Origin of the sequence: Haloferax sp. ATCC BAA-644, assembly GCF_000336975.1 — an archaeon.
Lineage (GTDB): Archaea > Halobacteriota > Halobacteria > Halobacteriales > Haloferacaceae > Haloferax > Haloferax volcanii.
In genome coordinates, this window is the sequence record NZ_AOLF01000021.1 from 216,868 (window position 1) to 239,947 (window position 23,080).

The window sequence follows — 23,080 nt, forward strand, 5'->3', positions numbered from 1 at the left end:
AAGTCACAATGCGAGACTCTGGAAGGTCGGTTTCCCGCCGCGGCGGCCGAGGTCCGAAGATAGAACGCATCGCGAATCGCTACGGCCTCGACGGTCTCGGCGACGACCTCGTCGATGCGTGGCTCGGCGATGGCCGAGCGCAGCGGAGCCTCCGCGAACTGGAAGGCGACGTGAACAAGCGCCTCATCCGGGCCGCACTCGATGAGGCCGGCGCACACGTCCTCGACGGGGAGGCGGAGAACTTCTACCGCCTCCTGACCAGCGACGACGTGACCGCAGGGAGTCGTACCGACGCGCGGAACACGCTCCGCGAACGCGGCGTCGATGTCGAGCAGCTAGAGGCCGACATCATCTCCTACCAGTCGGTGTACAACTACCTCAAGCGACACCGAAACGTCGAACGCGAAGACGATGACGACGACGAGACGGACGCCACCGAGGCGGGACTCGCGACGATTCGAAAGCTCCGGTCCCGACTTCGTACCGTGACCATCGACGTCGTCGACCGCTTGGTGAAGGCCGAGCGGGTCTTCATCGGCGCGTACGAGGTCGAAGTCGACATCAGAGTCACCTGTACCGACTGTGACACTCGAATGACCCCGACGGCGCTACTCTCCTCCGGGCACTGCGACTGCGAACGCGAGCGAGACGAGTAGCGATTCGGGCTCACCAAACATCCCACATCCGACACATGAACGATTCAGAGGCACTTCAGGCGGCGACTGTACGCATACGAAACATCGGCGGTATCGACGAGCGGCGCGTCAGGCTCGACCCCGGCGTGACCGTGCTCACCGGCCGCAACGCGACGAACCGAACGTCGTTCCTGCGGGCGCTCATGGGCGCGTGCGGGAGCGACGCGGTCAGCCTCAAAGGCGACGCCGACGAGGGGTCGGTCGAACTCGAACTCGACGGCCGGACGTACACTCGCCTCCTCTCGCGTGAGAACGGGACAGTCTCGACCGACGGGACGCCCTTTCTTCGAGACGCGGCGACCGCGGACCGCTTTGCGTTCCTCCTCGGCTCGAACGAGGCGCGGCGGGCGGTCGTCGCGGAGCGCGACCTCTACGACGTCATCATGGCCCCGGTCGACACCGACGCCATCGAGGCCGAAATCGAGCGCCTCCAGTCACGCCGCACGCAGGTCGAGCGCCGACTCGACTCGCTGGACTCGCTCGACGCCGACCGGCGGTCGCTCGAATCGAAACGCGACGACCTCGAAGCCGAAATCGAGGCGCTCGAAGCCGAGCGGGACGACATCGAAGCCGAAATCGAGGCCGAAGACCGGACGGTCGAGACGCAACGCGAGCACCAAGCCGAATTAGACGAGGTGCTTTCGGAGCTTCAGTCCGCGCGGTCGGACCTCGAAAGCGTCCGCTTCCGCCTCCAGAGCGAGCGCGAGAGCGTCGAATCGCTCCGCGAGGAGCGCTCCGAACTCCAGTCGGAACTCGACTCGTTCGACGCCGAGGCGGTCGACCGCGGCGAGGCGAGCGACCGAATCGAGTCGGTCCGGTCGCACATCGAGTCGCTCAACTCGACGATTTCGGAGCTTCAGACCGTCGTCCAGTACACCGAAGACGTGCTCGACGGGAAGGCGGGTCTCGTCGAGGACTCGCTGGGCGCGGCCGGCGACGGCTCGGTGACGGACCGGCTCGTCGCGTCGGAGACGACCACCTGCTGGACCTGCGGCACCGAGGTCGACCGCGGCCAGATTCGGGGGACGACCGACCGGCTCCGCGAGGTCAGAGACGAGAAACGCGAGGAACGCGCCGAGCTCCGCCGCGAACTCGACGAGCTCGAACGCTCGATGCGGGCGGCGGAACAGGCGGAGCGCGACCGCCGGAAGCTCCGGGATAAACTCCGCCGGCTCGAAGACGAACTCGACCGCCGGACCGGCCAGATAGCGTCGCTGACCGACCGGCGCGAGGAACTCGCCGAACACGTCGACGCGCTCGAAGCCGACGCGTCCGAACTCCGCGGACAGAGCGGGGGGGAAGGCGACCTTATCGAACTCCACAGAGAGCTCAACGAAGTCGAGTTCGCTCTCGACCGGACGCGCGACGACCTCGCGTCGGTCCACGACGAACTCGACGAACTCGACGACCGGTTCGACGAGCGCGAGGAACTCGAACGCGAACGCGAGCAGGTAAACGAGGAGCTCGAAGCCGCACGGACCCGGATTCGGTCGCTCACGGCCGCGGCGGTCGAGTCGTTCAACGAGGAGATGGAGACGGTGCTCGACCTCCTCGGCTACGACAACATCGAGCGCGTCTGGCTGGAGCGAGTCGAACGCCGGGTCCGCGAGGGGCGTCGCAAGGTCGAAAAAGCCCAGTTCGAACTCCACATCGTCCGCGCGTCCGACTCCGGCGCCGTGTACGAAGACTCCATCGACCACCTCAGCGAAAGCGAGCGGGAGGTCGTCGGCCTCGTGTTCGCCCTCGCGGGCTACCTCGTCCACGAGGTGTACGAGCAGGCCCCGTTCATGCTCCTCGACTCGGTCGAAGCCATCGACGCCGAGCGCATCGCCGCACTGGTCGACCACTTCGAGCAGTACCCGACGTTCCTCGTCGCGGCGCTCCTCCCGGAGGACGCACAGGCTCTCGACGCGTCGTACCGGCGCGTTACGTGGGGCACGGACGTGACGCCGGCCGCCTGACTGACGTGCCCTGACAGCGCGAGTTCGCGAAGGGCTAGGGGCGTCTCCCGCGTCTCCGCTTCGTCCTATCGTCTCATTCTGCTCCGCTTCGTCCCGTCCCGTCCCGTCCCGTCCCGTCCCGTCCCGCATCCCGTTTCGGTCGGTTCTCGGTTCGGTCACGCGCTTCTCTCCGTTCTTCCAGCCGTCCGCTCGTTTCCACGACACCGAACGCGCGTTCGCTGAGTCGCCGGTCCCCGCTCGCTGGCACAGTATTGCATTAAAACAGAATTATCAAGGGAACATACCGATAGTACGCAAGAAATATAACACATCGAAACGACGTATCAGACGGACGATACTGGGGGGACGAGACCATCATCACATCTGACACACGGACACGAACTGAGTACGAACCGACGCGTGTTTGGTACGACTGCGAGCGTACCGAACCGGTCTCTGCGGCGGTCGCCGCAGCCGTGGACAAACACGCCCGCGGCGACGCGGACCTGCCGCCGCTCACAGACCACGTAGACACCGACGCCCTCGATACCCTGTTCGGCCGCGACACGCCGGGCGCGCCGCGCGTCTCGGGTGCCTCGCTCGAATTCGATTACGCCGACTTCGTCGTCACCGTCGAGTCCGTCGGCCGCATCGAGGTTCGGGACGCGGGCCGGTAATCTGCCGGGTCGCTCGGCACGACGCTGTGACGGGTCGAGCGTCGCCGGCGGGACCGCTCGCCCTCGCCGTCTCGACCCGCGCCAATCGCTCTCGAAGTCGTCTGAGATGTTCGTTCGAACGAGCCCTCTGGACGCGGTCTCAACGTTATCAGTTAAGAACTTTCTGGCAGAAATCTTGCAGTTTATTTGAATTACTGTCTCGAATAACGGCGAGTGAGACGCCTCCGCGTCCTCGCCGCGACGTACCTTTTTGTCTCGTGGACGCCGACAAGGGGTATGGAACTCGAATTACGCTTCTTCGCGACGTTTCGAGAGGTGGTGGGTCAGAAGTCCATCTACTGGCGGGTCGACGACGACGCGACGGTCGGAGATGTCCTCCGGTCGCTGGAAGCGGAGTACGACGGCCTCGCCGGCCGACTCATCGAGGACGGCGAGGTCAAGCCGCACGTGAACGTGCTGAAAAACGGGCGCGAGGTGGTCCACCTCGACGGGATGGTCACGGCGCTCGACGACGGGGACGCCGTGAGCGTCTTCCCGCCGGTCGCGGGGGGCTGACGTGGCGCGCCGACAGCGGGCCTTCCGCGGCATCTCGCCCCGCCTCGCGATTCAGTACCTCGAAGGGCTCGGCGGCGAGGCCGACGGCGACGGCCGCGTGGTCGGTCCCGACTGGGCCGTCGACATCGAGACCGAGGAGGTCACGATAACGAGCAGTATCCAGCTCACCGAAGTGCAACTCGCGTTCGAGGGCAACGAAGAGACGCTCGACGACCTCGTCGAGCGGTTCGCCCGCAAGGCGATGCGCGCGGGGGGATGACCGTGGGGGCCGACGGCGACCGGCGACCGGGTCGCGAACGACTCAGCGAGCGCCTCGCACCCGACGGCGACGACGGCGCGCCCCGCGGGGGTGCCATCGACGGCACGGCCATCATGCTCGCGGCCGCGAAGGCGAGCGTCCCCGCCAGCAGTCTGCCGCGGTTGCTCGACCGGGCGCAGGCGTACCTCGACGGGCGGGCGACCGAGTACGCACAGGGGTTCGAGTGCGTCCACGAGGACGACGATGCGGCGGTGTATCTCGTCCCGCTGGGCCACTGGGACACGAAGGGGCTCGACCTCGACTTTTCCCACCGTGAGGTCGACGCCGTCCGTCGGGCGCACGCCGAACACCTCCGGCGGGTCGGCGCGGACGCCGACCGCCGCGACGAGTTCGAGACGGCGCTCGAAATCCGCGAGGTCGCCGTCGTCAGCCGGGAGGGAAAAAGCCGGCAATCCGCCCGACGATAGACGGCTATTTTGGGGACGGTGCCCTGCTACCGACAGATGCCAACCGTTTCTTCCTCTTCCGACCTCCTCGACGGCGTCCGGGCGGCGGGGCCGCTCCAACTCGGCATCGCGCCGTTCGGCCTCGTCGCCGGCGTCGCGGCCGTCGAGCAGGGGCTGTCGGTCGCGCACGCCCTCGGGTTTTCGAGCATCGTCTTCGCCGGCGCGTCGCAGCTCGCCATGATAGAGCTCCTCGGCGCGGACGCGCCGCTGGCTATCGTCGTCGGCACGGCGGTCGTCATCAACCTGCGGACGATGATGTACTCGGCCTCCATCGCGCCGTACTTCCGCGACCTGACCGCCCGGTCGAAGGCGCTCGCGTCGTACCTGCTGACCGACCAGGCGTACGCCGTCTCCATCGCCCGCTACGGCCGCGACGGCGGGACCGACCGCTTCGCGTACTACGTCGGTGCGGGCGCGTCGCTGTGGCTCGTCTGGCAGGTGACGACCGTCGCCGGCGCGCTCCTCGGCTCCGGGCTCCCGCCGGAGTGGGGCTTCGACTTCGCCGCGCCGCTGGTCTTTCTCGCCCTGCTCGTGCCCACCCTGAAAGACCGCGCCTCCGGCGCGTCGTGTCTGGTCGGCGGCCTCGTCGCCACCGTCGTCGTCGTCGCGGGCGTCCCGTTCCACCTCGATATCATCGTCGCGGCCGTCGTCGGCGTCCTCGCCGGCCTCGCGGTCGACTCGCTCGGAGGCGACGCCTGAATGCCGACCGGCTACGACTCGGCGACCGTCTGGCTCGTCATCGCCCTCGCGGGCGTCCTCACGTTCGCCATCCGCGGGTCGTTCATCTACCTGTTCGGCCGCATCGACGACGTGCCGCCGGCGGTCGAGTCGGCCTTGGAGTACGTCCCCGCGGCCGTGTTCGCCGCGCTCGTCTTCCCCGCGCTCTTGGCTCCATCCGGCGACCTCGCGGTCTCCGTCGGCAACGACAAACTCGTCGCCGGCGCGTTGGCCGCGCTCGCCGCGTGGTACACCGAACGCGTGCTCGCCACCATCCTCGTCGGCATGGGCGCGCTCTGGGTCCTCCGGTTCGTCGTCTGAACGTCGCCCGCCAGCCCCCATCGTCCGACCCGCCTCCTGTCCCCAAGATACTCGTTTCGCGGGCGACCACGACCGCACGTATGCCCTCCCCGGTCCCACGCCTCTACTCGCTCCCCCGCGACGACGGTCGCGCCCTTCTCCCGACCGGGTTCGCCGCCGGCGTCGCCGCGTTCGTCGTCGGCACGGTCGCGGTCGCCGGCTGGCTCGCCCTCGCCACCGACGGCTCGTTTTCCACGCTCGACGCCGCGACCGAGATGACCGCCGGCAAGTCCGTTCCGTCCGTGTCCGTCCCCGTCTGGACGTTCGGCGGCGCGATAGGCCTGCCCGTCCGCCTCGTCGAGACGACCGGCCCCGGTCGCGCGGTCGTCCTCCGCAACCTCGTCGATGGGCTCGACGGGCCCGCCGACCCGTGGTACTGGCTGGGCGCGCTGCCGCCCGCCTGCCTCTTTCTCGCCGGCGTCGTCACGGCGCGCCTTACGGCGTGGTCCCGACGCCCCGCCGAGGGGTTCGCCACCGGGTCGTCCGTCGCCTTCGGCTTCGCCGCCGCCGTCGCCGTCGCCGCGCTCGTCGCCCGCGTCGGCCTCGGCGACGTGCCCCCGAACGCGGACGGAGTCGTTCGAATCGGTTCGACCGGCTTTCACCCGACCGACCTCGACGGCGACTCGGTCGGCCTCCCGCTTTGGGGGGCGTTCTCCGGGCTGGTGTACGGCGTCGTCTTCGGCGGCCTCGGCGGGGCGGTGGCGTCGCTTCGCCCGTTCCGGTAGCCGGCGTCCCTCCCCGGAAGATATTCACTGCTTTGCTCGCACAGAGCCTTCATGTCCGGGCAACTCGTCGTCTCGGTCTTCGCGCTCCTCGTCGCGCTCTCGCTCGTCGGCGCGCCGGTGACGATGGCCGACTGGTCGGAGCAGGTGTCGTTCTCCGCGTCGGAAATCGACGCGTCGCAGGTCCGAGACGAGACGCCCGTGCTCCGGTACGACGGACTCGACGCCGACGCACAGGACGCGGTTCGGCGAGCCATCGAGTCGCCCGACGGCTCCCACGTCGTCTACGGCGACGAGGGCCGGCCGGACCGCTTTTTTTACAGCGACTACACGGCGCCCGGACAGGGGCTGTACGCCGTCGTCTACGAGGGCGACTACTACCGGCTCTACACCTTCGCCGCCGGCGGCTTCCCGGTGATTTATTGGCTGTACGAACTCCCGTTCGTCACCTACGGCCTCGCGCTCGGACGCGTCGGGACGCGGGCGTACCGCGGGGCGGGTTCGGCTCGGCTCGCCGCGGGAGCCGCGGTCGTCGGTGCCGCGTTCCACCTCGTCGGACCGGTCTTCGACTTCCCGCTCGTCTCATCGACGGCGTTCATCGGTCTTGGCGTCGTCGCCGCCGCGGCGCTCGTCGGGAGACTCGTCGCTACTGCGGTTCGCAACCGGTCGGAAAAAGCGTGATTCGGATTCGCGCGGGAGCCGATTGGACCGAACGGCGTCGGCTCGGTCGTCGGCTCAGTCGTCGGCGGGCGCGGGCGAGTCGCCGCGGGAGACGCCCGTGCCGGGGCCGATGTCGATTTCGAGTTCGTCGAGGCGCTCGTCGGGGACGACGCCGTCGACCCACTGGCGGCGGGCGTAGTACTCCTCTTTCATCTCGTCGAGTTCGCACAGCTGCCCCTCGGACGCGCCCTGTCCGGGCATCGCCTCGTCGCCCTCGACGAAGCGCCCCGGCAGCGAGTCGTCTGCACCGTCGAAGCCGGCGAGGTTGTTGTAGTACCGCTCTAAGGTGTAGATGCGGTCGCCGGTTTCGAGCAGTTCCTCCTCGCTCACGTCGCGGCCGGTCATGCCGTTGTACTGCAGGACGTACTCCTCGATGCCCTCCGCGAACGCGTTGAACTTGCAGATGTCGAACGAGTCCGAGATGGCGTGCATGTCCTGGAACAGCGCCACGAGTTCGCCCTTCCCGCGCCACTCGTGGGGGTCGTGTTTCTCCGGGATGCCGAGAATCTCGGCGGACGGCGTGTAGCCGCGGAGGTGACACGCGCCGCGGTTCGAGGTGGCGTAGCCGATGCCCATGCCCTTCATGCAGCGCGGGTCGTACGCCGGGATAGTCTGGCCCTTGACGGCAAGCGAGTTGTCGTGGGCGTCGAAGCGCTCGGCGAGGCCGTTCGCGCCTTCCGCGAGCGCGTCCGCGAGGTCGCCGTCGCGGTTCGCGATTTCCGTGATGAGGTCGATCATGCGCTCGGTGTCGCCCCAGTCGAGCTGTTCGCTCAGCCCGTCGAGCTTGCCCTGCTCTGACATCTCCATCGCCATCGCCATCATGTTGCCCACCTCGATGGTGTCGACGCCCATGTCGTTACAGCGGTCGATCATGACGGCGATTTCGTCGCGCTCGGTGTGCCCGGAGTTCGGTCCCAGCGCGTAGGCGGACTCGTACTCGTAGGACTCGCCGCGGACGTTCATCTCCTCGCCTTTGTGCATCACCGACACCTCGACTTCCTTCTTACAGGCGACGGGGCAGGAGTGACACGTCGGCTCGTCGACGAGGATGTTCTCGCGGACGTTCTCGCCGGAGACGCGCTCGGAGTCGATGTCCGCGCCCTCGGCGTCCCGCATCGCCGCGGTCGAGGTGTACTTCCCGTTTTTCGTCGGGAGGCCGTCGAGCTCCTCGCCCGCGTTCATCAGGACGTTCGTCCCGTACAGCGACAGGCCGCCCTCGTTGGGCGCGGTGACCTCGGACTCGCGGATGAGCTGCATCGCCTGCTGGTAGCCCTGTTTGAACGTGTCGGCGTCGGCGGGCTTCGGCATCCGCGTGCCGGACTTCACGACGATTGCCTTGAGATTCTTCGAGCCCATGACCGCCCCCGTGCCGCCGCGGCCGGACGCGCGGTCGTCCTCGTTGACGATACAGCCGTACTTGACCTCGTTTTCGCCGCCGGGGCCGATGGCCATTATCGAGAGGTTCTTGCCGAGGCTGCCGTCGACCTCGCCTTCGAGCGTCTCGATGGTCTCGTGGACGCCCTTGCCCCAGAGGTCGCCGGCGTCGTGGAGCGTCAATTCGCCGTCTTCGACGACGGCGTAGCTCGGCCGCTCGGCCTTGCCCGCGAACAGGAGGCCGTCGAAGCCGGACCACTTGAGCCGCGCACCGCTCCAGCCGCCGTGGTGCGAGTCGGTGACGGTCCCCGTGAGCGGGGATTTCGTCACGACCGCGATTCGGCCGCTCATCACGGTCTGCGTGCCGGTGAGCGGCCCGGTCATGAACGCGAGGAGGTTGTCCGGTCCAAGCGGGTCCACGTCCGGTCCCTGGTCGAAGACGTACTTCACGCCGAGGCCGCGGGCCCCGATGTACTTCTTTGCGTCCTCGTCGTCGATTCCCTCGTACGCGATGTCGCCGGACGACAGGTCCACCCGAGCGACCCTGTCGTGATAACCACCGAGTTCAGTCATTGTAATCCTCGTTAGTTATATACGGTCGCTGTCGGGTTAGTGATTCCCACCTCGGCGTAACCGTTCGAGGTTACGCCGCCGCGACCCGACGCCGGACTGTCTCGGGATTGCGGCAATCCGTGCGACTCATCCCGGTTGCGGGCCGGCGGCCCGGAGCGAGACGGCTCCGGTGGCGTCGACGACGACGCTCGCGGGGCCGCGCGGCGGACAGGACCACCACGTTCCCGAGGTTGCCGCGCCGGTTTCGAGGCTCACCGAGACGACGTGCGGTCCGGAGGTCGTCACGGGGACGAGTTCGCGGACCTCGTCGGGGTCGAGCGCGAGCGTGCGGTCGAACGACTCGCCGCCCGCGGCGTCGACCCGGAGCGAGAGCCGGTGCGGTTCGTCGTCGCGGTTGGCGACCGTGAGCGTCGTGTTCGCGGGACCGCAGCCGGTCGCCCCGCTCGACACGTCGACGTACGTCGTCGGCTGGTCGGGGACCGGCCACGCCGTCTCGACGCGTCGCTCGTCGGTCTCGACGGCGACGCGGTAGGTCCCGCTTCGGTACGTCACCGGAATCGACAGCCGCGCTCCCGTGGGGACGCGGTACGCCCGGTCGACCAGCGACGTGTCCCCGAGGTCGATGCGGAGCCGCGCGGTCGTCTCGAAACCGGCGTTCTCCACGACGACGCCGGCGGGCGCGTACCACCGGGTGGAGCCGTCGCCGACGAGCGGGAGGTCGATTCGCGGCCCGTCGTCGGGGGCCGCCGCCGCGAGCGAACACGCCCCCCGCGCGTCGCACGAGACGGTCCGCCAGAACGCCGCGCCGTCCCGGCCGAGGACGACCTCCAGTCCCTCGAACGCCGCGTCGACGACCCACTCCGACCGGGCCCGCACGCCGGTGTCCGTCTCGACGAGCACCGCCGTTTCCCCGGTCGGCACCGACACCGACAGCGCGGCCCGCTCGCCGGGGAGCAGATCGCGGTTCTCGAAGAACACGTCGCGGTCGCCGCGGACGCCGACAACGGTGGTAAACACGGGGTCCGGCGTCGGGTTCCAGAGCGTCAGCGACCGCTCTACGCGCGCTTCGGGCGTCGGCGTCGCGGTCGGCGCGTCGGTCCCCTCTTCGGGCGTCGGCGTCTCCGTCTCTCCGTCCGGCGTCCCGCACCCGGCGAGTCCGGCGACGCCGCCCGCGAGAAGCGAGAGGAGCGTGCGGCGCTCCATACCCCTCATACGGGCGCGGCGCATATGAACGTCTGTCGCGGCCGCCGCCCCCGCGACGCGGCGCTCCGCCGCCGCGACTCCGGCCTCCAAAACAGCTATTTCGTCGGCGGTCAGTCGTTCTCACGAATCGATGGGACTCGCCAGCTTCCTCGGCGCGATTGACACCGCGAGCCGGTCGCTCTCGGTGGTCAATCGCTCGGCTCCCGACCCCGTACAGCGGATGCTCGAAACCACGTTCGCCGACCAGCCGGTCGACGTCGACGAACTCTCCGACGACGCGCGCGGCGACGACGTGGTCGTGCTCACCGAGCAGACGGCCGCGGGGCACGAGGTCGTCGCGACCTCGCCGCTGGAGGAGGTGATGAACTCCGTCCTCCTCGTGAACTCCGACCTCTACAAGACGGGGCAGGCGAAGCTCGACGAGTTCGAACTCCCGTCGGTGCTCACCCGACTCGACGACGTGCCGTTCTCGCTCCGCGGCTACCCCGAATCCGACAAGGAGAAACTGCTGCTCGTGGCGATTTCGCGGTACATCGAGCGCCACGCGTGGCGCGCCGGCAACGGTAGGCTCCGGTCGTCGTTCCAGCGACTCTCCCGAATCGAAGACGAGCGCGGGACGCGAGCGGTCTACAAGAAGGTCGCGTCGACCGACGTGCAGACCCACATCTACGGCATCCCGGACTGGTCGCCGCCGACCAACTCGAATCTCGTGACCCACGGCGGCTACTTCGACGATTTCTACGACTCGTGGTTCGTCGTCTACACGCCGCCCGAAGACGAGTCGGTTGAGGCGGAACCGGGCGACCGAACTGCGGCGAGCGACGAGCGTCTCGACGCCGTGGCTCCGGGCCAGCCCGTCGCCCTCCTCGCGCTGGAGACCGAGCCGAAGCGCTGGGAGGGCTACTGGACGTTCCGGCCGTCGCTCGTTTCCGACATCGACCGCTACATCTCGCGGAACATGTGAGGCGGGACAGGCCGGCGACCGCCGCCGACCGAACCCAGACGAAGCCGCTTTACGCACCCGCCCGATACGGGTATCCAATGAGTAAGCCGAGCCCCGAGGTCTACGAACGGGGACGCGGGATGGACGCGCACAACAAGGTGATGCGCGACATCCGTTCGCAAAAGCAGAAGACCTACGACCCCCACGAGCCCACGCGGGTGTGGATTGACGAGGACAACACGCCAGACGGCGTCTACGACTCGCTGACGATTATCCTCAACACCGGCGGCTGCCGGTGGGCCCGCGCCGGCGGCTGTACGATGTGCGGCTACGTCGCGGAGTCCGTCGAGGGCGGCACCGTCGCCCACGAGGCGCTGATGGACCAGATTCGGGTCTGTCTCGACCACGAGGCCGAGGAGATGGACGACGGCGAAAGAGCCGGTCTCATCAAGATTTACACCTCCGGCTCGTTCCTCGACGAGCGCGAGGTGCCCGCGGAGACCCGCGACGCCATCGCCGAGACGTTCGCCGACCGCGACCGGATGGTCGTCGAGTCGCTGCCGGATTTCGTCACGCGCGAGAAACTGGCCGACTTCACCGACCGCGGTCTCGACACCGACGTGGCGGTCGGCCTCGAAACCGCCACCGACCGCGTCCGCCACGACTGCGTGAACAAGTACTTCGACTTCGCGGACTTCGAGGACGCCTGCGAGGAGGCCGCCGCGGCCGGCGGCGGCGTCAAGGCGTACCTCCTGATGAAGCCGCCGTTCCTCTCGGAGCCCGAGGCGCTCGACGACATGAAGTCCTCCATCCGCCGGTGTGCGGCGGTCGACAACTGCCACACCGTCTCGATGAACCCGACGAACGTCCAGCGCTACACGATGGTCGACGAACTGTTCTTCAACGGCGGCTACCGCCCGCCGTGGCTCTGGTCGGTCGCAGAGGCGCTCCGCGAGACGGTTGACGTGGACGCCATCGTCGTCTCCGACCCCGTCGGCGGCGGCCAAGAGCGCGGCGCGCACAACTGCGGCGACTGCGACGAACTCGTGTTCAAGGCGGTCAAGGACTTCAACCTCCGGCAGGACCCGAGCGTCTTCGACCAGGTGTCCTGCGACTGCGAGGCGACCTGGGAGTTCGTCCTCGACAACGAGACGAGCTACAACATGCCGCTCGTGAAGTAAGCGCGCGCTCCCGCGTCCGCCGTGTCGCCTCGCGCCGACGGACGCCCGCCTCGGATCGAGCCGCGCTTCCTCGCGTGGCGGCCGGCCGTCCGATTCGCTACCCGTTCGTCCAGTATCCCACCCAGTGTTCTCCCATTCGTCCGCGTTAGGGGGTGCTATCCGAAAGTAACAGGCACCTAACCGTCGGATAGGATATTCGTATCAAAGAGGGTGTGAGACGTTGTCATATTCGGTGGTTCGGACGTGTCCATCCGAACCGCCCGCCATCATGACGAAACACACGTACAAGACCGTCTACTACGCGGATGGGTGGTTCGAGATTCGCGAGGAGGAGAACGCCGAGGCGTGGGTCGCCACGGACGCTCCCTGCGCTCTCGCTCCATAGCACACGGCACGCGGGCCGGAACCCTCGACACTCCAACATCGCTCATCGTGTACGCCGCTCCGTTCGCTCACCGGCCCCGTGCCGTCCGCCACCGTGGCGGGCGGTCTTTTTTATACCCTACTCCCCGAATCCCGCCAGCACGCCACGACCGTCGGTGTTGCCGAGTTGCGGGAGTGACGCCCGCTCGGGGTGCGGCATCAGCACCGCGACGGACTCGCTGTCGCCGAGGACGCCCGCGACGTTGCCGAGCGACCCGTTGGGGTTCGCCTCGTCGGTGACGTTGCCCTCCGCGTCGCAGTAGCGGAACAGGATTCGGTCGTCGGCTTCGAGTTCCTCGTAGCGCTCGGCGTCGAGTTCGAAGCGACCCTCGCCGTGGGCGATGGGCAGTTCGATGACCTCGCCTTCGTCGTACGCCGCGGTCCAGCGCGTGTCGGCGTTCTCGACGCGGAGGTAGACGTGTTCGCACTGGAAGCGGGCGCTCGCGTTCGTCGTGAACGCGCCGGGGGTGAGCCCGGACTCGCAGCCGATCTGTGCGCCGTTGCAGACGCCGAGGACGGGGACGCCGTCGTCGGCCGCCTCGCGGACCGACTCCATGATGGGCGAGCGGGCGGCCATCGCGCCGCCGCGCAGGTAGTCGCCGTACGAGAAGCCGCCGGGGAGCACGATGCCCGTCGTCTCCTCGGGCAGGGGGTCTTCGTGCCAGACGCGCTCGGCCTCGAACCCGAGGTCCGACAGCGCGCGCACGGCGTCGCGGTCGCAGTTCGAGCCGCCGAACTGCACGACTGCAATCATCTCAGGCCTCGGCGACCGCGACCTCGTAGTCGTGGATGGTCGGGTTCGCCAGCAAGCGTTCTGCCATCTCGTCGGCGCGGGCCTCGGCCTCGTCGGCGTCGGCCGCGTCGAGGTCGACTTCGTAGCGTTCGGTAAAGCGCAGCGCGTCGAGTTCGAACCCGAGTCGTTCCAGCGCGCGCTTCGTGGTCTCCGCCTCGGGGTCGAGCACGCCGCGCTTGAGGCGCACCGTCACCGTCGCGGTGTAGGTGGTCATCAGGTGGCGATGCGTGGTGATGTGCAAAAACGGTTTTGGGTCGTGTTTGATATGCACAGATGTGGGTATCAACGCGCGAACCGGCGACGACGCCGCCGGCAACCGCGCTACACCGCCGCCGTTGGTCTCTGACGGGCGAGACTCCGCGGCGGCTCTCCTCCTGATTCATATTCGTTGTTATACGTACTATACAAATTATTTCTCTTAATTTCTAATATAATAATTACATACATGGTATATGATAATCATTTTTATAGCACGAGTGAGACGCCGTCTCACGTATGGCACTCGAATTCGCACAGAGTCCGCTCTTGACGTTCGTCATCGGACTTGCGTTGGTCGTGTTGCTACTGGTCGTGTTAGACCTCCCCGCGTTCGTCGGCCTGGCGATAGCCGCGTTCGCGGTCGGCCTCGTCAACGCGGCGTTCGTCCCCGATTTCGCGCTCGCGGACGCGGCGACGCGGACGGCGTCTGCCTTCGGCGACGGGATGGCCGGCATCGGGATTCCCATCCTGATGGCCGCCATCATCGGGAAGTCGATGCTCGAAAGCGGCTCCGCCCAGCGCATCGTCCGCGCTTTCCAGTCGCTCGTCGGGCGAGAAAACAGCGACATCGCGCTGTGGGGCAGCAGTACGGTGCTCGCCATCCCCGTGTTCTTCGACAGCGTCTTCTACCTCATGGCCCCGCTCGCGCGGTCGATGCGGGCCCGGATGGGCGACAACTACGCGCTCTACCTCGTCGTCGTCGGGGCCGGCGCGGCGACGGCTCACGTGTTCATCCCGCCGACGCCCGGCCCGCTCGCGGTCGCCAGCGAAATCGGGGCCGACATCGGCACCACGATGCTCATCGGCGTCACCGTCGCCGTCCCGTCGGCCACCATGGGGGGCCTCGTCTACGGCCGCTGGATTAACCGGCACGTCGATATCCCCCTCCGCGACGCGATGGGGACGACCACGGAGGAACTGCAAGAGCGCGCCCAGCGCGACGTGTCGTCCCTGCCGAGTTTCCTCGAATCCACCGCGCCCATCGTCATCGCCGTCGCGCTCGTCGGCTCGCTCACCGTCGTCAACGCCCTCGAAGGCGTGACGGTGGCCGAACCGTTCCAGCCGTTCGTCTCGTTCATCGTGGACAACCGGCCGTTCGTCGCGTTCATCGGCGACAAGAACGTCGCGCTGACCGTCGCCGCGCTCGCCGCGGCCTACACGTACTACCGCTGGTCCGACCTCTCGCGGTCCGACTGGGAAGACGAACTCACCGAGGCGCTCAAAAGCGGCGGTAACATCGCGGCAATCACCGCCATGGGCGGCGCGTTCGGCGCGCTCCTCGCGGCCTCCGGAATCGGCTCGTACCTCGCCAACGGGCTCGAAGGCTTCGGCATCCCGATGCTCGTGACCGCGTGGCTCATCGCCGCCATCGTCCGCATCGCGCAGGGCTCCGCGACCGCGGCGATGCTCACGGCCGCCGGCATCATGGCCCCGCTCACCGGCCAGCTTCCGGTCCACACCGCGTATCTGGTGATGGTCATCGGCGCGGGCGGCAACATCTGCTCGTGGTACAACGACTCCGGCTTCTGGCTCGTCAAGGAAATCGGCGGGCTCACGCAGGCGGAGACGCTGAAGACGTGGACCGCGCTGACGACGATTATCTCCGTGACCGGGCTCGTCGTCGTCCTCATCGTCTCGTCGGTGCTGCCGCTGGCGTAGGCGACAACGCGCGCACGTCGGCTTTTCCTTTTTCCGGGTGATTCACGGTCGTTCCCGAGGGATTCGCTTGCGGAGAACGACAGCGGTTTACCGTTCGACGACGCAGGACGGGTATGTTCAGCTTCGAACAGCTGGAGGTGACGGTATGACTCGCGAACTCACCGAAATCACGGTCATCGGAGGAGACAAGACCGGACTCATCGCGAACGTGACCACCCTGCTGTTCGAGCGCGGAATCAACGTCGAGGACTTGGACCAGGCGGTCCGCGAGGGAATCTTCCGGATGACCCTCCACGCCGACACCGCAGAGATGACCTGCTCCCGCGACGAACTCCGAGCGGCGCTGTCAGACCTCGGGGACGACCTCGGCGTCGACGTGCAGGTCCGGTTCCCCTCGGACCGCGAGACCCGCGAAATCGCCGTCCTCGTCACGAAGGAGTCCCACTGCCTCGAAGCGCTGTTCGAGGCGTGGGCCAACGACGACCTCGGCGCGGAAATCTCGGTCGTCATCGGCAACCACGACACGCTCGAACCGCTGGCGAGCCACTACGACGTGCCATTCCACGACATCGGAGACGAGAAAGGGACCGCCAACGAAGAGCGCCTGCTCGACCTCCTCGAACAGTACGACGTGGACCTCATCGTCCTCGCGCGCTACATGCGCATCCTCGGCCCGAACGTCGTCTTCCGCTACGAGGACCGTATCATCAACATCCCCCCGTCGCTGCTCCCGGCGTTCCCCGGCGCGGCGGCCTACCGGCAGGCGAAAGAGGAGGGCGTCCGCATCGCCGGCGTCACCGCCCACTACGTGACGACCGACCTCGACCAAGGGCCCATCATCGCCCAGCGCGCCTTCGACGTGCCGGACGACGCCTCCATCGACGAGATAAAAGAGCGCGGCCAGCCGCTGGAGGCCGACGCGCTCCTCGAAGCCGTGAAGCTCCACCTCAACAACGACGTGTCGGTCCACCGCGGGCGCACCAGCCTCCGCGAGAGCGCCTACCCCGAGCGCTACCAACTCGGCCTCACCCGCGAGGCGCAGGCGTCGAACCCCGACCGCCCGGTCGACGGCATCATCGACGCCCTCGGGGAGCGCGAGGCGCTCGCGCCCGAACCGTCCGAGGACTGAGGCGACTGCGGCAGCGACGGCGGGGCGACCCCCGCCAGACACCAGCCCTATTTTGCCGCCGACACGACTCGGAGCCGTGCCCGTCTCCCTCCGCCATCGCGTCGCGCTCGGCTGTTACGCGCTGTGGCTCGTGGCGACCGTCCTCCTCGCCGCGCACGAACTCGGAGTTATCCCGGTCTTTCCCGGCGTCGAACCGGGCGTCGTGACCGGCGCGACGGTGTTTTTCGCGCTCGGCGTCGTCCGACTCCTGCGCCGCGGCTCGCGGTTCCTCGTCGGCGACGACGCGGCGTGAGAAGGGACAGACGAAAACCGGCGTTGCTCGCTCGGCGGCCGACTACAGGTCGCGGACGCGCGCCACGGCGTCCTCGATGGTCGGGGCGTCGAACCAGTCGTGGTCGACGTAGGCGTTGGTGCCGGCGCAGTAGAGGTCCGACAGCGCCTCGACGATGTCGGCGGGCAGGCGGTCGGGTTCGACCGCGCAGTGCTCGCGCCAGTTCGGCTCGCCCGTCTCGATGGCCTCGGCCTTCGCGTCTTTCACGGCCGCGACCCACTCGGGCTGGACGCGCTTGTAGTACTGCCGGACGACCTCCTTCGAGACCTGCTGGCCGCCGTAGGAAAACCGGTTTTCGTCGAACGTGCCGACCACGTCGCCGACCTTGACGGTGCCGTCGTGGTAGAGACACTCGATTTTGCCGTCCTCGTGGTCGAAGCCGGCTTCGTCGGCGCGCTCGGTCAGCACATGGTTCACGGCGAGCGCCAGCTCTTCGAGGCGGTCGAGGTCGACTTTCCCGGCGATGTCGTCGGCCTCCGCGCGGGAGAGATAGCGGTCCTGTTCCTCGTACTTCGTGGAGAACTCCACGACCGGTTCGGGGAGCGAGACGGCCTCGTCGGGCCACTCGTCCATTTCGAGGCCGTAGTCGGCGGGCTCGCCGCGCCGCCGGAGGCTCGACCCCACCGGGACGGTGTTGCGGAAGACGATTTCCAGCGGGATGAGGTAGTTGTCGCCGGCGGCCTCGTGGTAGGCGTCGTAGTCGTACGCGCCGTCGGCGTGCGGGAGGTCGGGCACCTGCGTGAGTTCGATGGCCATCTCCGTCGGCGGCGACTCGCACTCACCGAGTTCCTTCACCTCGCCGTCTTCGACCACGCCGAGGTAGTGGGTCGGGACGTGGTTCACGTCGAGCAGTTCGAAGTTGTACGCGCCCATGAGACAGAGACTCGCGCCCTTGTTCGGGACGTGGTCGGGCATCTCGCCCCAGTCGAACACGGAGTAGCGGTCCGAGAAGACGAAGCGGCCCCGCCCGAGGTCGGTCGCCGTCGGCTCCTCCTCGACGCGGAAGTCCTTCACGCTGGTCATGGTCGTCCTCTGGGCTCATCCCACTAAGAAGCTTCCACTTCCGTGCGTATCTCGGTCGGATGAGAGACCAATCTATGCACGAATGCGCTCACCGGGAGAATCGTATCGCTTTTTCGCGGCTGGCCCGTCCGTTGGGCTATGGACGCTGCCCTCGAATCAGACGCCGCGTGGGTCGCCCGCCGACTCCGCGAGGCCGACACCGCAGTCGCCTTCACCGGCGCGGGGATGAGCACGGCCTCGGGCATTCCCGACTTCCGCGGCGACGACGGTATCTGGGAGACCGAGTTCGACCCGGCGTCGTTCCACCGCGACCGCTTCGTCAACGACCCCGCCGGCTTCTGGCGCGACCGCGTCCACTTACAGGAGCGCATGTTCCCCGACGGCGTCGAGCCGAACTCCGGCCACGACGCGCTTTCGACCCTCGAATCGCGCGGCATCCTCGACGCGGTCGTGACGCAGAACACCGACGGCCTCCACCGCGCGGCCGGCTCCGACCGCGTCGTCGAACTCCACGGCAACGCCGCGGAGGTCGTCTGCGAGGACTGCGGCGCGCGAACCGACGCGGCCCCCGCGTTCGAGACGGTCCGCGCCGGCGACGCGCCGCCGACGTGCGACGACTGCGGCGGCCTGCTCAAGCCCGGCGTCGTCCTGTTCGGCGAGCGCCTCCCCCGCGTCGCTTACAGCGAGGCGAACCGCCTCGCCGGCGACGCCGACGTGTTCCTGTCGCTCGGCTCGTCGCTGACGGTTCACCCCGCGGCGGGTCTCGCCGGCCGGGCCGCCGAGGTCGGCTCGCTCGTCGTCGTCAACTTCGACGCGACGCAGTACGACGACCGCGCCGACCGGGTCGTCCGCGGCGACCTCGCGGCGTTCCTCCCCGAAGTCGAAAAACGAATCTGAGCGCGACCGGTGCCGCCCGCTCGCCCGGGTTCTCGGCGCCGACCGCCTCGGACGCCTCGACCGCCTCGACCGCTTCGGGCGACGACGCGTCGGTGTCGTCGGACATCGGGCTTCCTGTTCTCCTCTCTCGCGGCAGATTACCGGCGGCCAACTGTCACGAACTGCCGGTCGCACTCACCAATCAATTGATGCTCTCTCCCAAGCATGTCGATGCATGACTCGGTCACCCTCGCCGGGTTCGTCGGCGGGGACGGCACCGTCCGTTCTCTTCGTCGCTCCCGACCGCACCCGGGCGGACGCCGTCGCGGCCGCGCTCGACCGCCACGACGTGTCCGTCACCGTCGAGTTCGACCTCGGGACGGCCCTCGGACGCGTCGCCGACCGGACGGTCGACTGCCTTTTGATTCCCGGTCAGTTCGGCCGACACACCGCCGCCGACGTGGTCGCGCTGGTCCGCGAGCGCCATCCCGACGTGCCGGTCATCCTCCTCGGTTCCGGCGGGAGCGACGACGGGAGCGACGGTGACGCACTCGCGGACGACCCCGCCGCCCACCGCGTTGCTGGCGACATCGAATCCCTCTCCTACGACCGCCTCGCGGACCGCGTCCGGGCGGCGGTCGCCCGCTATCGGAGTTCGGAGGCCCAGCGCACCGAACGCGACATCGTCTCCCGGCTCGAACGCCGCATTCAGCGCACCGAGCGGAAGATAACCTCGCTCCACGGCGTCGCCATGCGACTCGCGTCGGTCTCCGACGCCGACGACATCTACGCAGAGACCGTCGAGGCCGCAGAGCGCATCCTCAACCTCGACATCTGTTTCGCCTTCGCGGCCGAGGCGACCCGGTTCGTCCCGCGGGCGCAGTCGTCGACGCCGACCGACCGCGAACTCCGACCGGTCCCGAAAGACGCGGGCGCGATGGGCGAGACGTTCCGCACCGGCGAGTCCCACCGCGCGGTCGACATGGAACTCCACGCGTTCGGCCGCCCCGAGTTCGGTGACTACCGCTCCGGCCTCAGCGTCGCTATCGGTTCGTTCGGCGTGTTTCAGGCGGTTTCCGAGCAGACCGGCGCGTTCGACGAAATCGACCTCGAACTCGCAGAGCTCCTCGTCGCCCACACGAACGCGGCGCTCCAGCGGCTCAGTTTCGAGCGCCGGCTTCGGGTCGAACGCGACCAGTACGCCGCCCTGTTCGAGAACAGCGCCGACTGCATCATCGACTCGGAGTTCGTCGACGGCGAGTCCGTCATCCGCGCGGTCAACCCGGCGTTCGAGGCGACGTTCGGCTACGACGAATCCGAGGTCGTCGGCCGCGCCATCGACGACGTGGTCGCGCCGGACGACCGTCTCGACGAGGCCGCGAAGCTCACCGAGATGGTCCGCGCCGGCGACTTCGTCCAGACGGAGGTTCGCAGACAGACCGCAAACGGCGAGCGGGACTTCCTCCTCCGGTCGGTCCCGGTCGGCGAGGACACGATATACGCGGTGTACACGGACATCACGGCCCGCCGGGACATCGAACGCGAGATGGAAGCCCAGAACCGCCGGCTCGACGAGTTCACGAGCGTCGTCTCGCACGACCTCCGCAACCCGCTTTCGGTCGCCACGGGCCACCTCGACCTCGCCCGCGAGGAAATCGACAACGACCACCTCGCGGCGGTGGCGCGGGCCCACGACCGGATGACCGCGCTGACGGAGGAACTGCTCGTGCTCGCGCGACAGGGCACCGACGCGTTCGCCACGACGCCGGTCTCCCTCGCGGAGACCGCAGCGCGGTGCTGGGACCACGTCGAAACCGGGGACGCGGCGCTCGTCGTCGCGTCCGACCGGACCGTCGTCGCCGACGCGGGCCGGCTCCACCAACTGTTCGAGAACCTGATGCGGAATGCTGTCGAACACGGCTCACCGGATGAATCCGGGTCTACCGACGGCGGGCAGGACCGCGTCACCGTCACCGTCGGCGCGCTCGACGACGGTTTCTACGTCGAAGACGACGGCGCGGGCATCCCCCCCGAACTCCGGTCGCGCATCTTCGACACCGGCTTTTCGACCGGCACCGCGGGCATCGGCTTCGGGCTGACAATCGTCTCGAACGTCGTCGACGCGCACGACTGGACGGTCTCGGTGGAGGAAAGCGACGCGGGCGGCGCTCGGTTCGAGTTCACCGGCGTCGAATCGGCGTCCTGAGTCCCGACGCCGGGCCGACGGGGAGTGCGCTCAGGCGAACTCCTCGTGGAGGGACGCGCCGAGGTAGCCGCCGAGCGCGCCGAGGCCGACGGTGTAGACGAGCAGCGCGAGGAGGCCGAACAGCGCGACGATGACGATGCCGAGGATGCCGAGGCCGAAGCCCAACTCGAACGGGGTGACGCCGACGGCGAAGATGCTGAAGAACCCGAGGACGACGACGCCGAGGACCGTCCTGACGAGGCTCACGAACAGCCCCGAGACCGCGCCGGATTTCACGCCCAGTTCGCGGTCGCTTCCGGTCAGGTAGCCGGCGAGCGCCCCGCCGAGGACGGTTGACCCCGGAAGCGGCGAGAGGACGACGCTGGCGACCGCGCCGACGAGGGCCGAAAACAGCAGGCTCTCTCCTTCGTCGTCGAGAGCCGACTCGGTCGTCGAAGTCGGGGAGTGTTCCATGTGCGACCCAACACGGCGGGAGGGCCTAACGCTTTCTCCGCGGCGTCCCGCGGCGTCCCGCGGCGTCCCGCGGTATCCCGCGGCCGGAGTTCCGGTACCGCCCCGTTTTTACGACCGTGGCGCGTTGCCAACGAGCATGTCTGGTGCCGCCCACGACTTCGGGTTCGAACACGTCCCGGAGACAGACCAGTCGTTCGAGAACGCCTTAGCGAAGGCGCGAGCGGGCGAGCGCCTCACGGTCGACGACGGCGTCGAACTCATCACGACGGGGACCGACCGCGAGGGAATCGACCCCGAACGCAAGGAACTCGTGCTCGAAGCCGCCGACCGGCGGCGCGCCGAGATGGTCGGAAACGACGTGACGTTCGTCGCCAACCTCAACAACAACGTGACGACGGCCTGCAACACGGGGTGTCTGTTCTGTAACTTCAAGAACACCGCCCACCTGTTCGAGGCCGACTCCGACGCCGACCACGGCGGCTTTACGAAGACGCCCGCCGAGTCCCGCGACATCGTCGCCGACGCGGTCGAGATGGGCATCTACGAGGTCACGTCCGTCTCCGGCCTCCACCCCGCGCTCGTGCTCGACGAGGAACACCGCGAGATTCTCGAATCCTCCGACAACCCCGCCGCCGAGGTGAACTACAAGCCGCCCGAGGCGTACGACACCGACCCCGCGAGCTACGCCGAACAGCTCTCTGCTATGTCGGCCGCCGGCGCGCACGTCCACTCGATGACGCCGGAAGAGGCCCATCACGCCAAGCGCGGCACCGACTGGAGCTACGAGGAAGTCTACCGCCGCCTCGCCGACGCCGGCCTCGACAGCGCGCCCGGCACCGCCGCGGAGATTCTCGTCCCCGAGGTGCGCGAGGTCATCTGCCCGGGGAAAATCGGCACCGACGAGTGGGTCGCCGGGATGGAGGGCGCGATGGAAGCCGGCCTCGACGTGACGGCGACCATCATGTACGGCCACGTCGAGACCGAGAAACACCGCGTGCTCCACCTCGACGTGATTCGCGACCTCCAGGACCGCTACGGCGGCATCACCGAGTTCGTCCCGCTGTCGTTCATTCACCAGAACACGCCGCTGTACGACCGCGGCCTCGTGACCGGCGGCGCGTCCGACGACGAGGACGAACTGATGGTCGCCGTCGCGCGACTCTACCTCGACAACGTCGACCACATCCAGTCGTCGTGGGTGAAGTTCGGGAACGCGAAGGCGCTGAAGCTCCTCAACTGCGGCGCGGACGACCTCATGGGGACGATTCTCTCCGAGGAGATAACGAAGCGCGCCGGCGGCGGCTTCGGCGAGTTCCGCTCGTTCGACGACTACGTCGACATGATAACCGCCATCGGCCGCCGGCCGGTCGAGCGCTCGACCGACTACCGGACCCGCCGGCCAATCGACCCCGACGACGGCCCGCACGGCCCGACGCTCGGCCCGCGCGCCGACGGGACGCCCCTGCTCGACGGCCGCCGCGACCCGGCGACCGCAGACGACTGA

At 68.2% G+C, this 23,080-nt stretch carries 24 protein-coding genes; 18 read left to right on the forward strand and 6 right to left on the reverse strand.

Features of this window, described 5'->3' with window-relative positions:
- The first annotated feature begins 8 nt into the window (after positions 1-8).
- The 10 genes from rdfA (at position 9) to C458_RS09760 (ending at position 7,112) form a co-directional block, all read left to right on the forward strand.
- On the forward strand, positions 9-656 hold the full coding sequence (rdfA, locus tag C458_RS09715) for a rod-determining factor RdfA (protein WP_004062717.1): 648 nt from the start codon (positions 9-11) through the stop codon (positions 654-656).
- A 35-nt stretch (positions 657-691) separates the two neighbouring features.
- A complete protein-coding gene (locus tag C458_RS09720) occupies positions 692-2,656 on the forward strand; it encodes an archaea-specific SMC-related protein (protein ID WP_008575284.1) in 1,965 nt (654 codons plus the stop codon).
- 356 nt (positions 2,657-3,012) lie between these two features.
- Positions 3,013-3,312 (forward strand): HalOD1 output domain-containing protein, encoded by a 300-nt coding sequence (locus C458_RS09725; protein WP_255348177.1) that lies wholly within the window; start codon positions 3,013-3,015, stop codon positions 3,310-3,312.
- Positions 3,313-3,588: 276 nt separating this feature from the next.
- The gene (gene samp3, locus C458_RS09730) at positions 3,589-3,867 is read left to right on the forward strand and encodes a ubiquitin-like modifier protein SAMP3 (RefSeq protein WP_006601267.1); all 279 of its coding nucleotides are present in this window, start codon (positions 3,589-3,591) and stop codon (positions 3,865-3,867) included.
- 1 nt (position 3,868) lies between these two features.
- Complete coding sequence (locus tag C458_RS09735) at positions 3,869-4,126, forward strand: hypothetical protein (RefSeq protein ID WP_008575286.1); 258 nt, start codon at positions 3,869-3,871, stop codon at positions 4,124-4,126.
- Positions 4,123-4,593 (forward strand): hypothetical protein, encoded by a 471-nt coding sequence (locus C458_RS09740; protein ID WP_008575287.1) that lies wholly within the window; start codon positions 4,123-4,125, stop codon positions 4,591-4,593. Before C458_RS09735 ends, C458_RS09740 begins: the two co-directional genes overlap by 4 nt.
- Before the next feature lie 36 nt (positions 4,594-4,629).
- Complete coding sequence (locus tag C458_RS09745; protein WP_008575288.1) at positions 4,630-5,331, forward strand: AzlC family ABC transporter permease; 702 nt, start codon at positions 4,630-4,632, stop codon at positions 5,329-5,331.
- Positions 5,332-5,670 carry an AzlD domain-containing protein gene (locus C458_RS09750; RefSeq protein WP_004042073.1) on the forward strand — a complete coding sequence of 113 codons (339 nt, stop codon included), beginning with the start codon at positions 5,332-5,334 and terminating at the stop codon, positions 5,668-5,670. It abuts the gene before it with no gap.
- Positions 5,671-5,750: 80 nt separating this feature from the next.
- Positions 5,751-6,434 (forward strand): hypothetical protein, encoded by a 684-nt coding sequence (locus tag C458_RS09755; protein ID WP_008575289.1) that lies wholly within the window; start codon positions 5,751-5,753, stop codon positions 6,432-6,434.
- A 51-nt stretch (positions 6,435-6,485) separates the two neighbouring features.
- Positions 6,486-7,112 (forward strand): hypothetical protein, encoded by a 627-nt coding sequence (locus C458_RS09760; RefSeq protein WP_008575290.1) that lies wholly within the window; start codon positions 6,486-6,488, stop codon positions 7,110-7,112.
- A gap of 54 nt (positions 7,113-7,166) precedes the next feature.
- Here C458_RS09760 and C458_RS09765 read toward each other — a convergent pair whose 3' ends face one another.
- Entirely contained in the window at positions 7,167-9,098 is a 1,932-nt protein-coding gene (locus C458_RS09765; RefSeq protein ID WP_008575291.1) for an aldehyde ferredoxin oxidoreductase family protein, read from the reverse strand.
- 126 nt (positions 9,099-9,224) lie between these two features.
- Positions 9,225-10,301, reverse strand: a complete 1,077-nt coding sequence (locus C458_RS09770) for a hypothetical protein (protein ID WP_008575292.1) — start codon at positions 10,299-10,301, stop codon at positions 9,225-9,227.
- Between the two features lie 130 nt (positions 10,302-10,431).
- Between C458_RS09770 and C458_RS09775 the strand changes: the two genes are divergently transcribed.
- Positions 10,432-11,265, forward strand: a complete 834-nt coding sequence (locus C458_RS09775) for a DICT sensory domain-containing protein (protein WP_008575295.1) — start codon at positions 10,432-10,434, stop codon at positions 11,263-11,265.
- Between the two features lie 77 nt (positions 11,266-11,342).
- The gene (locus tag C458_RS09780) at positions 11,343-12,425 is read left to right on the forward strand and encodes an archaeosine biosynthesis radical SAM protein RaSEA (RefSeq protein ID WP_008575297.1); all 1,083 of its coding nucleotides are present in this window, start codon (positions 11,343-11,345) and stop codon (positions 12,423-12,425) included.
- 502 nt (positions 12,426-12,927) lie between these two features.
- Here C458_RS09780 and purQ read toward each other — a convergent pair.
- Complete coding sequence (gene purQ / locus C458_RS09785; protein ID WP_008575298.1) at positions 12,928-13,602, reverse strand: phosphoribosylformylglycinamidine synthase I; 675 nt, start codon at positions 13,600-13,602, stop codon at positions 12,928-12,930.
- A 1-nt stretch (position 13,603) separates the two neighbouring features.
- Entirely contained in the window at positions 13,604-13,855 is a 252-nt protein-coding gene (purS, locus tag C458_RS09790; RefSeq protein WP_004969187.1) for a phosphoribosylformylglycinamidine synthase subunit PurS, read from the reverse strand.
- A 281-nt stretch (positions 13,856-14,136) separates the two neighbouring features.
- Between purS and C458_RS09795 the strand changes: the two genes are divergently transcribed.
- The 3 genes from C458_RS09795 (at position 14,137) to C458_RS09805 (ending at position 16,979) form a co-directional block, all read left to right on the forward strand.
- Positions 14,137-15,558, forward strand: coding sequence for a GntP family permease (locus C458_RS09795; RefSeq protein ID WP_008575302.1), 1,422 nt, complete (start codon positions 14,137-14,139; stop codon positions 15,556-15,558).
- Between the two features lie 145 nt (positions 15,559-15,703).
- On the forward strand, positions 15,704-16,687 hold the full coding sequence (locus C458_RS09800; RefSeq protein WP_008575304.1) for a formyltetrahydrofolate deformylase: 984 nt from the start codon (positions 15,704-15,706) through the stop codon (positions 16,685-16,687).
- Positions 16,688-16,763: 76 nt separating this feature from the next.
- A complete protein-coding gene (locus C458_RS09805; protein ID WP_008575307.1) occupies positions 16,764-16,979 on the forward strand; it encodes a hypothetical protein in 216 nt (71 codons plus the stop codon).
- Positions 16,980-17,021: 42 nt separating this feature from the next.
- Here C458_RS09805 and C458_RS09810 read toward each other — a convergent pair whose 3' ends face one another.
- Complete coding sequence (locus C458_RS09810) at positions 17,022-18,041, reverse strand: phosphoribosylaminoimidazolesuccinocarboxamide synthase (protein WP_008575309.1); 1,020 nt, start codon at positions 18,039-18,041, stop codon at positions 17,022-17,024.
- Positions 18,042-18,179: 138 nt separating this feature from the next.
- Between C458_RS09810 and C458_RS09815 the strand changes: the two genes are divergently transcribed.
- Complete coding sequence (locus C458_RS09815; RefSeq protein WP_008575311.1) at positions 18,180-18,938, forward strand: Sir2 family NAD-dependent protein deacetylase; 759 nt, start codon at positions 18,180-18,182, stop codon at positions 18,936-18,938.
- Positions 18,939-19,152: 214 nt separating this feature from the next.
- Complete coding sequence (locus tag C458_RS09820) at positions 19,153-21,123, forward strand: ATP-binding protein (protein WP_008575313.1); 1,971 nt, start codon at positions 19,153-19,155, stop codon at positions 21,121-21,123.
- Positions 21,124-21,153: 30 nt separating this feature from the next.
- Here C458_RS09820 and C458_RS09825 read toward each other — a convergent pair whose 3' ends face one another.
- Complete coding sequence (locus C458_RS09825) at positions 21,154-21,576, reverse strand: DUF5518 domain-containing protein (RefSeq protein WP_008575314.1); 423 nt, start codon at positions 21,574-21,576, stop codon at positions 21,154-21,156.
- Positions 21,577-21,712: 136 nt separating this feature from the next.
- On the opposite strand from C458_RS09825, the gene cofH reads away from it, so the two are divergent.
- Entirely contained in the window at positions 21,713-23,080 is a 1,368-nt protein-coding gene (cofH, locus tag C458_RS09830; RefSeq protein ID WP_008575315.1) for a 7,8-didemethyl-8-hydroxy-5-deazariboflavin synthase subunit CofH, read from the forward strand.

Coding starts and splice junctions, on each gene's coding strand:
- C458_RS09720 (WP_008575284.1), top strand. CDS start 692: ATGAACGATTCAGAGGCACTTCAGGCGGCGACTGTACGCATACGAAAC.
- C458_RS09820 (WP_008575313.1), top strand. CDS start 19,153: ATGACTCGGTCACCCTCGCCGGGTTCGTCGGCGGGGACGGCACCGTCC.
- C458_RS09765 (WP_008575291.1), bottom strand. CDS start 9,098: ATGACTGAACTCGGTGGTTATCACGACAGGGTCGCTCGGGTGGACCTG.
- C458_RS09775 (WP_008575295.1), top strand. CDS start 10,432: ATGGGACTCGCCAGCTTCCTCGGCGCGATTGACACCGCGAGCCGGTCG.
- C458_RS09745 (WP_008575288.1), top strand. CDS start 4,630: ATGCCAACCGTTTCTTCCTCTTCCGACCTCCTCGACGGCGTCCGGGCG.
- C458_RS09740 (WP_008575287.1), top strand. CDS start 4,123: ATGACCGTGGGGGCCGACGGCGACCGGCGACCGGGTCGCGAACGACTC.
- samp3 (WP_006601267.1), top strand. CDS start 3,589: ATGGAACTCGAATTACGCTTCTTCGCGACGTTTCGAGAGGTGGTGGGT.
- cofH (WP_008575315.1), top strand. CDS start 21,713: ATGTCTGGTGCCGCCCACGACTTCGGGTTCGAACACGTCCCGGAGACA.
- C458_RS09800 (WP_008575304.1), top strand. CDS start 15,704: ATGACTCGCGAACTCACCGAAATCACGGTCATCGGAGGAGACAAGACC.
- C458_RS09810 (WP_008575309.1), bottom strand. CDS start 18,041: ATGACCAGCGTGAAGGACTTCCGCGTCGAGGAGGAGCCGACGGCGACC.
- C458_RS09770 (WP_008575292.1), bottom strand. CDS start 10,301: ATGGAGCGCCGCACGCTCCTCTCGCTTCTCGCGGGCGGCGTCGCCGGA.
- C458_RS09755 (WP_008575289.1), top strand. CDS start 5,751: ATGCCCTCCCCGGTCCCACGCCTCTACTCGCTCCCCCGCGACGACGGT.
- purS (WP_004969187.1), bottom strand. CDS start 13,855: ATGACCACCTACACCGCGACGGTGACGGTGCGCCTCAAGCGCGGCGTG.
- purQ (WP_008575298.1), bottom strand. CDS start 13,602: ATGATTGCAGTCGTGCAGTTCGGCGGCTCGAACTGCGACCGCGACGCC.
- C458_RS09760 (WP_008575290.1), top strand. CDS start 6,486: ATGTCCGGGCAACTCGTCGTCTCGGTCTTCGCGCTCCTCGTCGCGCTC.
- C458_RS09780 (WP_008575297.1), top strand. CDS start 11,343: ATGAGTAAGCCGAGCCCCGAGGTCTACGAACGGGGACGCGGGATGGAC.
- rdfA (WP_004062717.1), top strand. CDS start 9: ATGCGAGACTCTGGAAGGTCGGTTTCCCGCCGCGGCGGCCGAGGTCCG.
- C458_RS09825 (WP_008575314.1), bottom strand. CDS start 21,576: ATGGAACACTCCCCGACTTCGACGACCGAGTCGGCTCTCGACGACGAA.
- C458_RS09750 (WP_004042073.1), top strand. CDS start 5,332: ATGCCGACCGGCTACGACTCGGCGACCGTCTGGCTCGTCATCGCCCTC.
- C458_RS09795 (WP_008575302.1), top strand. CDS start 14,137: ATGGCACTCGAATTCGCACAGAGTCCGCTCTTGACGTTCGTCATCGGA.
- C458_RS09815 (WP_008575311.1), top strand. CDS start 18,180: ATGGACGCTGCCCTCGAATCAGACGCCGCGTGGGTCGCCCGCCGACTC.